The sequence below is a fragment of the Paenibacillus sp. J22P218 genome, from assembly GCF_056269195.1.
This window is the reverse complement of sequence record NZ_JBWDNL010000006.1, coordinates 300,448-314,772: the sequence shown is the minus strand read 5'-3', so window position 1 is coordinate 314,772 and position 14,325 is coordinate 300,448. Positions and strand designations below refer to the sequence as shown.

Annotated in this window: 7 protein-coding genes; 6 read left to right on the top strand and 1 reads right to left on the bottom strand. The window is 51.4% G+C overall.

Annotation, left to right across the window (positions count from 1 at the left end; genetic code table 11):
* The first annotated feature begins 394 nt into the window (after positions 1-394).
* The 5 genes from AC0YN0_RS25070 (at position 395) to dgoD (ending at position 11,463) form a co-directional block, all read left to right on the top strand.
* Complete coding sequence (locus AC0YN0_RS25070; RefSeq protein ID WP_475823703.1) at positions 395-6,961, top strand: chitobiase/beta-hexosaminidase C-terminal domain-containing protein; 6,567 nt, start codon at positions 395-397, stop codon at positions 6,959-6,961.
* Positions 6,962-6,988: 27 nt separating this feature from the next.
* Complete coding sequence (locus tag AC0YN0_RS25065; protein ID WP_475823702.1) at positions 6,989-8,701, top strand: S-layer homology domain-containing protein; 1,713 nt, start codon at positions 6,989-6,991, stop codon at positions 8,699-8,701.
* Positions 8,702-8,798: 97 nt separating this feature from the next.
* A complete protein-coding gene (locus tag AC0YN0_RS25060) occupies positions 8,799-9,215 on the top strand; it encodes an Rrf2 family transcriptional regulator (RefSeq protein WP_475823701.1) in 417 nt (138 codons plus the stop codon).
* Positions 9,216-9,313: 98 nt separating this feature from the next.
* Positions 9,314-10,168 (top strand): SDR family oxidoreductase, encoded by an 855-nt coding sequence (locus tag AC0YN0_RS25055; RefSeq protein ID WP_475823700.1) that lies wholly within the window; start codon positions 9,314-9,316, stop codon positions 10,166-10,168.
* 146 nt (positions 10,169-10,314) lie between these two features.
* On the top strand, positions 10,315-11,463 hold the full coding sequence (dgoD, locus tag AC0YN0_RS25050; RefSeq protein ID WP_475823699.1) for a galactonate dehydratase: 1,149 nt from the start codon (positions 10,315-10,317) through the stop codon (positions 11,461-11,463).
* A gap of 76 nt (positions 11,464-11,539) precedes the next feature.
* Here dgoD and AC0YN0_RS25045 read toward each other — a convergent pair whose 3' ends face one another.
* A complete protein-coding gene (locus AC0YN0_RS25045; RefSeq protein WP_475823698.1) occupies positions 11,540-12,589 on the bottom strand; it encodes a LacI family DNA-binding transcriptional regulator in 1,050 nt (349 codons plus the stop codon).
* A gap of 126 nt (positions 12,590-12,715) precedes the next feature.
* On the opposite strand from AC0YN0_RS25045, the gene AC0YN0_RS25040 reads away from it, so the two are divergent.
* On the top strand, positions 12,716-14,077 hold the full coding sequence (locus AC0YN0_RS25040) for an FAD-dependent oxidoreductase (protein WP_475823697.1): 1,362 nt from the start codon (positions 12,716-12,718) through the stop codon (positions 14,075-14,077).
* The last annotated feature ends 248 nt before the right edge of the window (positions 14,078-14,325 follow it).

Sequence of the window (14,325 nt, the reverse complement as noted above, 5' to 3'; positions counted from 1 at the left end):
GATAATATATAATAAGGGGGGTCATGGGATAAGTATATAGGCGCAAGATGAAAGCTACCTGAGAGAAAGATTACAGTTTGATTACAAGTAAATAAAAGAGACAGTATACATAATCCGAATTAGCCAACAAAAAGTTTAACGGTATTGTTCACTCGTGCCTCATTTGTTCATTCGCGAAAAGTAAGATTTGTATATTCAATTTCTATATATTCACTATATTTGCGAACGGCATATTTGCTAGCATTATATTTGCAAACGCTTTCAGTTGAGTATTGGAGGTAAGTGTCCGTAGTCAAAATCCCGGCCTTCGCGGGGAAAAAACAAAACGAGGAGAATGATTATGAAATCTGGACGATGGAAAAATGCTAGGAAAAAGCTTAGAAGGCAAATGCTTATGCTGTTCATATTGAGCATAGTCTTAGGCACGTTGCCGCCGCTGCATGAAGTCGGCGCGGCCGAAGCGGACGAGCTGGCGGGCATGGTGGCTCATTACCCGCTCAATAGTACCTATCAATATACGAACAAGCTTAATGCAAGCCAGAGCTTGAGCGGCAGCGAGGTAGTCTGGCGCACGGATTATGTTTCCTTAGTGAATCCGGGGAATGCGAATAATGGACATATAGCGGGGACCAATCCGGGAACACCCGTAACGGGAAGAAAACTGTCTTTTTCGCTGGACATTAAGCTGAACAAGACGCAGACGCGTACAACTACTGCGCAAAACACGCTTTTTTCCTATGGCGCTAGCAATGATACCAATATCACGCTCCGGCCTTACTACGGCAACGGAACGGCCGCCGTCGTCCTGAAGCGGAACGGAACGGATTCCGTAGTGGCGTCATTCCCGGCACCGGCAGTCGATATGTGGCACAACTATGCCATTTCGCTGGATGGTACGGTCGGCACTGGCAAGCTGATTGTCTGGGTTGACGGGGTAAAGGCAGCGGAGGTAGCATCGAACGGAATCGGGGCCGACGAGATCGGCAACGGGCAATTCCGTCTCAACCGCACGATCAGCACTTTCTCCAATCTGGACTCGCACTACCGCGATGTTCGCGTGTTCAACGATGTTCTGGATGGGGATGACGCGCTTGTTTTGGCGAATGAAATTCGGAGCTTTGCATGGAACGACTTGCTCGCTTTGAAGCCGCTGACAGATGGTCAGGTCGTTCGCGGCAATCTATCGCTCGTTCGCGATGCCAATCTGACCTGGACCTCAAGCGACAACGCTGTGATCGACGCAAGCACAGGCACGGTGACGCGCCCGGCAAAGGGCACGACTCCAAAGGATGTAACGTTGACGATGAATTGGTTTGATTACAGCCAGTCCTACAACGTAACGGTACCGCCATATGATGCCGGCGATATGATCATTGCCAATTTTAATTTCGACGACGCAACTAACGGGCTTGTGGGAGGAGGAGCGAAAGCGGCTGCTCAAGGCACGGCAAGTTATGCCGATTCGTTTGAAGGCAACGGGAAGGCTGCCAATATCAGCAGCGGCTTCTGGCTGAATGCAACCAAAACCGATGGATCGCCGCTCCTTGCCGGACTTAGCGAGCTGACGATTTCTTATGACAGCAAGACGGCCGGAGGCAGCGGCTGGACGTTCTTCGCCGCCCCGAACACGACGGCGCAGACGTACCAGAACGAGCGTTACGTTGCCATTATTGACGGAACGTCCTCCTTAACCGTGGAACGTTATTCTAACAGCGGCACGCGTCCGGCGAGCGCGCAAGGAAGCAGCGGCACGGAGTGGAAGCATGTGGATGTGGTGCTCACGGCGACCGACAGCAAAATTTATATCGATGGCGAGCTTAAATCAACGGTGGCAAGCAGCTACGGCTTGACGAATATTTTGACGGCGACTGGCGGCATCCTCCAGATCGGGAAAGGCAACTGGGGCTCGGGCGAATATTACGCGGGTTTGATCGATAACTACCAAATTTTCAACAAAGCGCTCACGCAGGATGATCTTATCGAGTACAGAGTGACGAATATTTTACCTCGAATATCGCCTGCCTCGGGACAAATCTATGGTCCCGTTACGATTTCTCATCCGGCAGGCAACAAGTTTATTTATTACACGACCGACGGAACGGAGCCTACCCTCGAGAGCACGCCGTACACGGGCCCCTTTGAAGTGGTAAGCGGCGCGACGGTTAAAGCGGCCGCCATAGCTCCGAACGGGAACAGCAGCGAAACCGTAACCGTTAATTATTACGGCAGCCAGTGGTCGGCTACAGCGAACGCGTTCAGATTGGACGGTCAGACAACGGTAAATAACGTCAAAGTTTCTTGGCCGGAGATCGCGGGAGCAAGCTATTACGAAGTGTATCGGGGCAATAAATGGATCGATCGGACGACGGGCGATACGATGGATGATTATGGTCTCGAAGCAGATCAAGATTACGTCTATACCGTCAAGGCGATCAGCGGCGGCGCCCAAGTGGGACTTGCCGATACCAATACGGTGCATACGTTCTCGTACGATCCTTCGGCAATCACGAAGAAGAAGAACAACTATACCGGAGCGGACAGTCTGGGCGCAGGCGATACCTACGGGGTGAAAGTCGGCGATACGTGGTACCACTATGCGTATCGAGCATCGACCAACCAAGAAACGGGCATTGTAACGACCGGCATCTACGAGATGACGGGAATCGATGGACGAACTTACGGCAACGATCGCCTGCTTGGTTCTTTCGAAGATATGCGGGTCGAAGGTGCCGGGTATACATGGAATCCGAATACGGGCAAAGTGATTTTGACCGCCCACGAGGAAGCAAGCAGCGGCTATACGAGGGCGCACATTTTCATCGGTTCGGTCACTCCGGGCGGCGGCGACTTTGCTTCTACTTACAGAGGTCGTCCGTTTGACAACGATTCGAGGGACATGTCGATTTTCGTGGACGATGACCAAACGGCGTATATTTTGTTCGCCACGCGCAATAACAGCGATATCGCGATTCTCAAATTGGACTCGGGTTGGGAGCAGCCCGTTGAAATCATAAATACGGTTTTCATTGATAAGCATAAAGAGTCGCCTACTGTCGTTAAGCACGAAGGACGTTATTATTTCTTCGGCTCCACGGCCAACGGCTGGTATCCGAGCCAGGGCGAATACGCTTCAGCTGTTTCTTTAGACGGGGAGTGGACGCCGCTGCGCCCGATCGGGAATGGTTCATCCTTCGCTACCCAAGCCAATGGAGTAGGGAAGTGGACGGGGACGAGCGGACAAGTCGCCTACGCTCAGAACGGATTCCACTGGGGAGCGCAGTATGCAACCAATTATAAGGATCCGATGGGCACTTATGCGAGGTTGGCCCCTATGGTGTTCCATAACGGGATTGCGACAGCCGACTGGTTCAAGCAGCTGGATCTGGATCCTGTCTACGGGATGATTCCGGTTCAAGCGGGGCAATATCTCTCCCTGGGGAAAAATGCGACCGATTCGCAAGGACTTGATGCGAAAGCAGTGACGGACGGTTCTGACTTGGCGACAGCGCCGCGCGTTCAGCATAGCGCTCTTGGCTACAATATCGTCATTGATTTGGAGCAAAATGCTTTGTTGTCCGAAATTAATCTGACGACCCGCGTGGTGCTCGGTTCGGACGCCGTCTATCGCTACAAGCTGGAAGGCAGCGCCGACAAGTCGAACTGGACGCAGCTCGTTGACGGATCGGCCAACAATGTCGTCGGCTTCGTTACGAATCCGATAACCGACACTGGCCATTACCGGTATGTCCGCTTAACCGTAAGCAGCATTATCAACGTGCATAACGGACAAGTCGCGACTTGGGCCGACGGTATTATCGAACTGGCGGTGTATGGAACCCCGCATATCGATAAATCGGCGCTACAGGCAAAATACGACGACAAAAAAGATACGGTGCAAGCCGATTATGTGAACGCAACTTGGAAAAAGATTACGCGTGCGCTTGATAACGCGGAGGCGGTATTGGCGGATAATTCCGCGACGCAGTGGACCGTAGACCGCGCAGTGCTGCAGATCGAAGAAGCTTTCAAATGGGCTCTGACCGTTCAGCCGGGCAATGTGGTTGATTATTCCTCCGCAGGCGTGCCGGTAGGGGAAACGTGGTACGATACCGAAGGAAATCCGATCCAAGCTCATGGCGGCGGTTTCCTGCAGCAGACTGCCGGCGACGGCAAGCCGATCTATTACTGGGTGGGAGAAAACAAGATTCATAACAGCGCCGTCTTCCACGCCGTGGCATTGTATTCATCGCGCGACTTGGTCAACTGGACTTATGAAGGCGACATTATCGATTCCTTCAACGAAACGGTAGAGGGCGCGGAATTCGGTCTGTTGGATAACAAATGGGAGCGCCCAAAGCTGCTATACAACGAAAAAACGAGTAAATACGTTCTTTATGGCCATTGGGAAACGGCGAACAGCTACGCGAGCAGTCAAATCGCGGTAGCGACCGCGGATTCTCCGGCAGGACCGTACACGTTCCTGGGGCATTGGCGTCCGGGCGGCACTTTGCGCAACTGGCGCAGCGACGGCGGCATCTTCTCCGATTCGGAATATTACAAGACGAGCGGCGTGAAGGTATCGGTTCCGACAAGCGTGCAAAACGATGAGACTCAAATGGGTTATTTATCGCGCGACTTCACGGTATTCGCCGATGATGACGGCACGGCTTATCTCGTATCGGCGGAAGGACATTCGATGAGGGTTCACCGACTCAATGATGAGTATACGGACGTCGACTTTACGACCTACGACTTCAGCGACCCTGCAACGAAAGCAGTCGAATTCGAATCGTACAGCTTCTACAACGATGTAGGACGGGAAGCGCCGGCGGTCGTGCGCGGCGATGACGGATACTATATGGCTGCCTCGGGTCAATCGGGATGGCTGCCTAACCAAGGAACGATCAGCTATACGGCGGATCTTAAAGATCCCAATGGCTGGACTCCCGTCAAAGAAAACGGTTTGATTCTTGAGAAATACACGTTCGGCAACAACAGCACGTATTACAGCCAGCCGACCAACATTATGAAATTAGTCAATGAATCTGGTGAAAATACGTACGTTTACATGGGAGACAGATGGCGCTCGGGACAGCTGTCCGACTCGCGCTACGTGTGGCTGCCGATTTCGTTCGACGAGTCGGAGCAAACAGCTTCGATTACGTACACGACGGGCTGGAAACTGAATGCGACGACCGGAAGCGTGCAGTTCCCGCAGGTACAGCTCGTATCGCAAGGCAAGAGCGCGACAATCACGAACAATGACTCGGTGGGCGGAATCGAAAACGCCAATGACGGCATTGCCTACAATTTAAGGACCTCCGGCGATTCGACCCATTTCTTCGGCGGGTTAGTCGGTCCTTACGAATACACGGTAGATCTGGGAGATATCTACGACTTATCGCGGATCGACGTAGCTTACAGGCTATACAACGGTTCGGAAATGTACCATAAGTATCAGATCTACGGCTCCACTGATCATACGAACTGGACGGAGCTCGTCGACAACAATGCCAATACATGGGCAGGATTCAATTCCGATAAGCTAAGCGGCAGTTATCGGTACGTGAAGCTCAAAGTGAACGAGGTAAGGCGCGTCAACAACAATGCCATAAGCAACAGCTGGGGAAGCGGGCTCGTCGAGGTGGAAATCTACGCCAAGTCGGCCGAGCCGTTAGAGGTGATCTTGCCAAGCGCTGATTTGGAATCGGGCGCGTATCTCTATCCGCAGCAAGTGACGCTCACTCACGAGATTGAAGCTGCGGAGATCTATTATACATTGGACGGAAGCACGCCTGACTCTTCCAGTACGTTTTATACGGAATCGATTGCATTGCCTATCGGGGAAGTAACGCTTAAGGCCATTGCCGTCGTAGACGGCGAAAGCAGCGAAGTGCTGGAGAAAGCGTATGTCATTACGGTGGATCGTACCGCATTGGAGGCGGCTATAGAAGCTGCTGAAGAGCTTTACGAGGACGATTACACGGCAGCCAGTTGGAGCGATCTCGAGCAAGCGTTGATTCTAGCTATTATTGTTCGCGATAACACAGCAGCGACGGAGCAACAGGTTACCGAAGCTTTGGACGCTTTGCAAGCAGCGGTTGACGCTTTGGAGCTTAGTCTTCCGGCGACAACACCCGTATTTTTATCGGGACCGCGAAGCGTTGTTTTCAATCAAGAGTTCGACGTTGCACTGAGACAAAATACGGTAACCGAAAGCGTCTATGCGCAAGATTTCACCTTTAATTATGATCCGGAGCAGATCGAGTTTGTTTCTTACGAACCGTTGAAGGCAGGTTTCTCCATCCTGGCTGCGAATACGGATACGCCGGGACAAATCAGATTTACCGCGGTTGATCTATTGGAGGAACAAGGACAGAGCAGTCCTATCGATATTCTGAAGGTGAGGTTTAAGGCGAAGCAACTGGATCAAGCCGCGACCGGCAGCGTGTTCCTATCGAATGTTATTTTAGCGGACGGAGCAGGACTTGAAACTGCGGTAACGGATGACATCATCTACGACTTTGATATCGAGGTAGTTTCGAAAACAGCCTTGGAAGCAGCAATCGCGAATGCTCAAATCCTGCATGATTCCGCTGTTGAGGGGAACGAGGCAGGGCAATATCCGGCAGGCTCAAGGGCAGTTCTGGAGACGGCAATCGATAATGCGATTGAGGTGCAAAACAATAACGCGGCGACACAAACCGAAGTGGATCAAGTGCTAGTTGAATTGAATGAAGCGGTTGAAACATTTGAAGCACTCGTTATTTCGCGACTGACAGGCGATTTGAACGGCGACGGTGTAATTACGGTTGGGGATTTGGCCCTATTGGCAGCGTCCTACTATGGAAAAAACAATTCCGATGCCGATTGGGACTCGTACAAGAAAGCGGACTTGAACCATGACAACGCCATCGACATTGAAGATTTGCGTGCATTGGCAGCATTGATTTTGGGATAAACGCAATTAGAAGGGAAGTGCAGTGGATTGAAAAAAAGAATATCGACAATCGGACTAGTTATGCTATTGCTATGCACCCTATGGCCGACAGCATCCTTCGCAGCGCAGGGACCCGATTTTTATATCGCCGTTTCTAAATCGAAAGTAACTGTCGGGAACCAAATCGAGGTGGAGATTCGGGCCCGCAACGTTCAGGCCATGGTTGCCTACGAGCTTAATCTAAGCTTCGATCCTGCGTTGGTGACGCCGGTCGGCAGCTCGTTCACAACGAATTTGAGCGGTTTCAGTACGATAGTGAATCCCGAATTGTTAAGCGGCGGGCATCTGCGGGCAGTATATACAAAGCTTGGCAATGCCGCAGGCGACAATGGAGATCTCGTATTAGGCAAAGTTAAATTTACCTCCAAGGCAAAAGGTACGGCCGCCTTTACGCTGGATCAAATAAAGGTCGGTCAAACCGGCGACCAATGGGCAACCTATACACTGAATGTTCAAGCTAGCGTACAGATTGCCAGTAACAGCGGCAACGGTAGCGTCGGGGGCGATTCGTCCCCCGAGCCTGAACCGGATAAGGCTCCTGTCGAAGTGAAGGACGGAGCCATCACAGCTACCGGCAAGGCAAATGAGGATGGAACGCTCGTCGTGAGCCTTTCCCCCGAGGATATCGCGGAAGCAATTAAGTCGGCGAAATCCGATACGATTACGATTGAAGTGAAGTCGGAGTCGGGAACGGAAGCAGAAGGAACAACGATCGTGATCCCGGTGAAGGAGCTGGCTGACAATACCGGCAATAGGGAGCTGGCTGTCAAGTGGGGCAGAGTAAAGGTGCGATTACCCGCCAAAGCGAACGAAGGCGTTATAGGGGCTGACTCGCAAACGGTTGAAGTTGCTATTCATTCTGTCAATGAGACGGAAATAGCGGACTCGGCCAAACAACGAATCAAAGGGGATATCGTATTCGATATCGGCATGAAAGTAGATGGAAAGGACGTTCAAACGTTCGGTCCGAGCCATCCGGTTACGGTGGAAATTGACTATACTCCGCTACAAGGGGAGAAAACGCATCAATTGATCGTATACCGCATCATGGATAACGGGGAACTGGAAATTGTGAAAAACGTCAAATACGAGCAAGGCGTTCTAAAGTTCCAGCCGGGATCGGGCGGACGTTATGCGGCAGCCTATGTAGACGTATCGTTCACTGATCTGGATCAAGCGGCGTGGGCTCGCACGATGATTGAATCGCTAGCGGCAAGGGAAGTACTGCAAGGCGTCGGCCAAGATCGCTTCGCTCCATCGCGTACCGTCACGAGAGCCGAATTCGTGGAGCTGATCCTCAATGCGCTGCAGTTGAAAGAGAACGCTTCGGCAGAAAGCGGCTTTGCCGATGTGGATCAGGACGATTGGTACTTTGACGCCGTAACGACGGCTTCCAGGCTTGGCATCGTGAGCGGAAAGTCGGATGGAAGCTTCGGAGCGAAAGAAGAGATTTCCCGCGAAGATATGGCGGTTATGCTATCCCGCGCATTCCAGTATGCCGGGTTAGCAATCGATACGAGCCATTCCTCTGGGCAAACCTTCTCCGACGAGGAGAAGATTGCATCTTATGCGAAAGAGGCGGTAGATCGCTTGTTCGCAACGGGCATCATCCAAGGATTTGAGGACGGCAGCTTCCAGCCGAAAGCTTCGGCGACGCGCGCGCAAGCGGCAGCCGTCATTTACAAGCTTCTAAATCTTTAAGAAAAAGCAACGGGATGGAGCAGAGATCAGATCTGTTCCATCCCGTTTGACAAAACGAAAAGTTGTAACTATAATGATTACAACGGTGGTGGTAAACATGAAGCAGATTAGCACGCGCTTTTCGATGGCTGTTCATACTCTTTCCCTGATTGCGGTTAGCCCGGGCGAATTGACGGGGGATTTCATAGCAGGCAGCGTAAATACGAACCCGGTCGTGATTCGAAGGATTATGGGCATGCTAAAAAAAGCGGGGTTAGTCGACGTTCGTCCGGGCGTTGGAGGAGCTTCATTGCGAAGAGCACCCGAAGACATCACGCTTCTAGATGTTTATCGCGCTGTTCACGTAACCGAAGAAAATCAATTATTCCGGATTCATAATGATGCGAATATACGCTGCCAGGTTGGACGGAATATTGAGGCTGTGCTCCAATCGGAATTGATTGAAGCACAGACTGCTTTGGAACAAAGGCTCGCTCAAACGAGCTTGAACGATCTTATCGCAAGGTTTACTTAGATGGAAGCTCTTTAGGAGCTTTTGTTTTTGAATTTGTTGTAACTAGTTTTGTTATAACAAGTGTAATTACAACAATACATTTTTGGAGGGAATATGAGATGAAACTATTAGTGACTGGCGCTACAGGGAAATTGGGAGCAAAAATCGTAGATACGCTGTTGAAAACCGTACCGGCAAACGAGCTGGCGGTCAGCGTCCGCAATCCTGAGAAAGCGGAAGGCTTGAAGGCGAAAGGCGTAGACGTTCGATACGGCGACTTCGACAAACCGGAATCGTTGGACACGGCATTCGCGGGAATCGATCGTTTGCTCATTATATCCGCAGACGGGGATACCGAAACTCGAATTCGCCAGCATACGAATGCAGTTTCTGCAGCAGAGCGTGCACAGGTCGGGTTTATTGCCTATACGAGCGCGCCAAATGCGAAGGAAAGCAAGCTGTTCCTTGCCGAAGTACACCGTTTCACGGAAGAGGCTATCATCCGAACGGGCATTCCGTATTCTTTCTTGCGAAACAACTGGTATTTAGAAAATGAAATCGGCAGCATTCAAGGCGTAATCGCCGGCGCGCCGTGGGTCACATCCGCGGGTAATGGCAAGGCGGGCTGGGCATTGCAGCAGGATTACGCGGAAGCAGCCGCAGCCGTATTGGCGGGAACTGGACACGACAATTCCGTCTATGAGCTGTCGGGTCCGTTGCTGACGCAGGAAGAGTTCGTGTCCGTGCTAGGCAATGTCCTGGGTAAAGACGTGCCTGTGTTGCAAGTCGACGACGCCAAATATGCGGAAATCATGAAGGGCGCGGGCATTCCCGACTTCGTCCTCCCTATTCTCGTAGGCATCCAGCAAGGCATTCGCGAAGGCACGCTTGAGATTGAAAGCGATGATTTCGAGAAGCTGCTCGGCCGTCCGCTTACTCCTATCAGCGAGGGCCTCGCTCAAATCATTAAATAATATGTTGTTTAGGAAACCGACCTTTCGTGATGAAAGGCCGGTTTTTTTTGTAGTTATCTATTGCTAGAATCGGTCTGTTAATCATAAAGTAGATTTGAGACTATTCAGCATCTGCAAGCCTACAAACTTATTTTTGGGAGGATATTATGAAAATTCAAAGCTATGAATTGTTCCAAGTACCCCCGCGTTGGCTTTTTCTAAGAATAGTAACGGACGAAGGGATAGCAGGCTGGGGCGAGCCGGTCGTGGAAGGACGTGCAGACACGGTGAAAGCCTGCGTCCACGAACTAATGGAATATATGATCGGCAAAGATCCGATGCGAATCGAGGATCATTGGTCGATGCTGTATCGCTCCGGCTTTTACCGCGGCGGCCCGATCCTCATGAGCGCTATTGCAGGGATTGACCAAGCGCTCTGGGATATTAAAGGAAAATTTTATAATGCTCCCGTCTATCAACTGCTGGGAGGCGCTTGCCGGGATTCGATCCGCGTTTACTCCTGGATTGGCGGAGATCGGCCGTCCGAGGTTGCGGAAGAAGCGAAGAAGGTCGTATCCGCCGGATTCACGGCTGTTAAGATGAACGGAACGGAAGAGCTGCAATATATCGATTCCTATGACAAAATCGACGAAGCGGTCGCCCGGATTGCAGCGGTACGGGAAGCCTGCGGCACGTCCATTGGCATCGGCATCGACTTCCATGGCCGCGTGCATAAGCCGATGGCCAAAATTTTGGCGAAGGAACTGGAGCCGTTCCGCCCGATGTTCATTGAAGAGCCGGTCCTTTCCGAAAATAACGAGGCGCTTAGGGAGCTGGCTAAGCACACTTCCATTCCTATCGCTACCGGAGAGCGGATGTTTTCTCGCTGGGATTTCAAGACGCTTCTTGCCGACGGCGTTGTCGATATTATACAACCGGATTTGTCTCATGCAGGCGGAATTACCGAATGCAAAAAAATTGCCGCGATGGCGGAAGCCTACGACGTCGCATTGGCGCCGCATTGTCCGCTTGGCCCGATCGCGCTCGCAGCTTGTCTGCAGGTGGATGCGACGGCCCATAATGCGTTTATTCAGGAGCAAAGCCTCGGCATCCATTACAATGAAACCGGCGATCTTCTCGACTATATTACAGACGCCTCCGTGTTCGACTATAAGGACGGTTATGTGAAGATCCCTCAGGGACCGGGTTTGGGGATCGAGATCAACGAGGAACATGTTAGGCAAATGGCAGCCGTGGGGCATAATTGGAGAAACCCCGTATGGCGCCACAAAGACGGCAGCATCGCCGAATGGTGATGAGCTTTTCTACCCAATAGCGACGCGAAAAAAAGCCATTCCGATGACTGCCGCAGGCAGCCGGGATGGCTCTTCTTTATTTGTTTAAATGCCGAATGCTGCTGCCTGGATCGAAGTCGCCTTGCAGACGGATATGCTCGTAGGGGAGCGATGGATTGGCGATTCGCCAAATCATCCGATCGCCTGCACGGCAGCCGGTTTCACGGATCGGAAGGTCAGGCCTAGCAATATCCGGCAGTCCACCCTGCACGTTAGGTTCTAGGCATACGATCGAGTAATCGGTGGGAATCCGCTTGCCAGCCGCGTGACACGCCAGATAAGTCCGAGTTAAGGCTAGCTCGGTTGCGCAGATGAACGCTGTAGGCTCGTATCGTTTTACATGATCAAGCCAGCTTTCCGTCCAACTTTCTAACGAAACGTCAGAACGAAGCATATGCTCATCCGGGTTGACCTCGATTCCGAGATCGTCCATGCTGTCGCGAAACGCCATCCATCTAAGCTTATATCCTCGCCTGCTCTTCACATCCCCTATGTACATGATTTTGTTATGTCCGCGTTTAACTAAGTAATCGACAGATTGCTGCATAGCGTTGAATACATCCCAAATTACGCTGTCAATCTTCGCGCCGAACGGCGGGAAATTCAACAGAATCCGAGACAGCGCAAGTGCAATGAGTTGGCGTTCAATCGCTGCTGGGATCAGCGGAGAAATAAAGATCCCGTCTGCATACATGATTTCATTTTGCAATAACCACGACGAGAAGCGTTCATCGCTGCTTAGGCCATCGGGTACAAAACAAAGCTCGATCTTGTGGCCAACCTCGGCAAGTCTGCTCTGAATGCCTTCCAGCAAGGGCTGATGGATCGTTAATGCAATGTCTTGTCCGGTGGCAAGCAACATAATAAATCGGCGTGACTTTGATGGGAAAAGCGGAATGCCGTCAAGCGACATGCTCCGCTCCTGCTCTTTGGTCCGGTAGCCTAATTCATTAGCGGCTTGCCTGACGGCATGCCGGGTTTCCTCTGACATGCCGGGCAAGCCTCTAAGCGCCTTCGATACCGTATGGACGGTTAAATGAAGCTTGTCGGCGATATGCTGTAAAGTCACTTTTTTGCGAATGGCCATCCATTATGCTCCTTATTGGCGGGTTTATAAATGAAACTAAAATGAAACTAAAACTAAGCAAAATTGAAGCTTATACTGATTATACATGGAACTAAACAATATTGAATATGGGGAGCGGGTTAGGCTATGAATACGTATCGACTGCAAGAGGAAGCCATTCCGGTCAGCAAGGAAATAGATGTCGTTATCGTTGGAGGAGGGGCGACAGGCATAGCTGCAGCTATAGCCTCGGCAAGGAATGGAGCTCGAACGCTGCTGATCGAGCAGCGCGGATTTCTAGGGGGAATGGGAACGGTCGCCCTCGTGCCGGCCTTTTGCCCGTTTACAGATAAAGTGAAGCCTGTCATTCGGGGAATTGGTCTGGAATTGATGGAGCGAATGAAACAGAATTGCAAGGAAGAGTACCGCGAGCTATATGAAGAGTTGCTGGATTGGGTGCCGATCGACGCCGAGGTATTGAAACGAGTCTATGACGACGCCGTTCTAGAAAGCGGCGCTGAGCTGCTCTACCACACCTTCGTCGGCCAAATCTGCATGGACCCATCCGGCACTGTAATTGAAGGTGTCGTTATCGTGAATAAGTCGGGCAGATCATTCGTGAAATGCTCCTATGTAATTGATGCGACAGGCGATGCGGACATCGCGTCCATGGCAGGCGTTCCTTTCCACAAAGGCGGAGAACAGGGGGAGCTGCAGCCGGGAACGATGTGTTACCTGTTAACGAACGTTGATCGTGATCGCTTTAATCAGTATCTCGCGAAGAGCGGGGACACGGGCCAAATTCCAATCGCTGTTCAGAAGGCGCAAGCGAATGGCGATCTGCCGGAGGGGCGCAAAGAGGTATCCGGCTTCGCATGGGTATCCGATTATTTGGTAGGCGTTAATTTCGGCCATATCTTCCATATCGATGGTACGAAGGCAGAGGATCTGACTCGCGGAGCGATTGAGGGCCGCAGGAAAGTGAAAGAGCAACTGCGGTTTCTGCAGACTTACGTAGCAGGCTTCGAGAATGCGCATCTGATCTCCACAGGCGAGCAAATCGGCATTCGGGAGACGAGAAGAATCGTCGGCGATTATGTACTGACGCAGGAGGACTTCATGGAGATGCGCAGCTTCCCGGACGATATCGCGAGGAATGCGTATTTTATAGATATTCATATGGCGACTAGCAGAGATAAGATGGCGATCCATCACTTGCCGCCGGGTCGATCGCATGGCGTCCCATACCGTTGCTTGCTGCCGGTCGGCATTAACAATCTATGGGTAGCGGGACGCGCAGCTTCATCCGATCGGGTCGTTCAAGGCTCGCTGCGCGTCATGCCGAATTGCTTCGCCATGGGCCAAGCTGCGGGAACGGCAGCCTATTTAGCCGGCTTGAACGGACTTACCACAAGGGAAGTAGCGATTGACGAGCTGCAGCGGCTGCTTATTAAGCAGGAGGCATGGCTGGGCGAAGAACTCCATGAGAGTCTTGGTATTACTCAATGAGTATAGAGCTACTTTCTAGCTCTATTTCGCCAAAACACAATTAGGTGTGAGGAATAGCGCTAATTTCTAGCTCTATTCTTCCCGAAACACCACCGCAGGAGCTCCTTTCGACGATTTGGCGGCATATAGAGCTAGTTTCTAGCTCTATTTTGCCAAAATACACTTAGGCGTGTGAATAGAGCTAATTTCTAGCTCTATTCTGTTCAAACACCATAACAGGAGTTCCTTTATATAGGTGCAAAGAGCTT

What these genes read in the sequence shown, in the direction of transcription:
- AC0YN0_RS25070 (WP_475823703.1), top strand. Translation starts at nt 395, where the DNA reads ATGCTGTTCATATTGAGCATAGTCTTAGGCACGTTGCCGCCGCTGCAT.
- AC0YN0_RS25060 (WP_475823701.1), top strand. Translation starts at nt 8,799, where the DNA reads ATGAAGCAGATTAGCACGCGCTTTTCGATGGCTGTTCATACTCTTTCC.
- AC0YN0_RS25055 (WP_475823700.1), top strand. Translation starts at nt 9,314, where the DNA reads ATGAAACTATTAGTGACTGGCGCTACAGGGAAATTGGGAGCAAAAATC.
- dgoD (WP_475823699.1), top strand. Translation starts at nt 10,315, where the DNA reads ATGAAAATTCAAAGCTATGAATTGTTCCAAGTACCCCCGCGTTGGCTT.
- AC0YN0_RS25045 (WP_475823698.1), bottom strand. Translation starts at nt 12,589, where the DNA reads ATGGCCATTCGCAAAAAAGTGACTTTACAGCATATCGCCGACAAGCTT.
- AC0YN0_RS25040 (WP_475823697.1), top strand. Translation starts at nt 12,716, where the DNA reads ATGAATACGTATCGACTGCAAGAGGAAGCCATTCCGGTCAGCAAGGAA.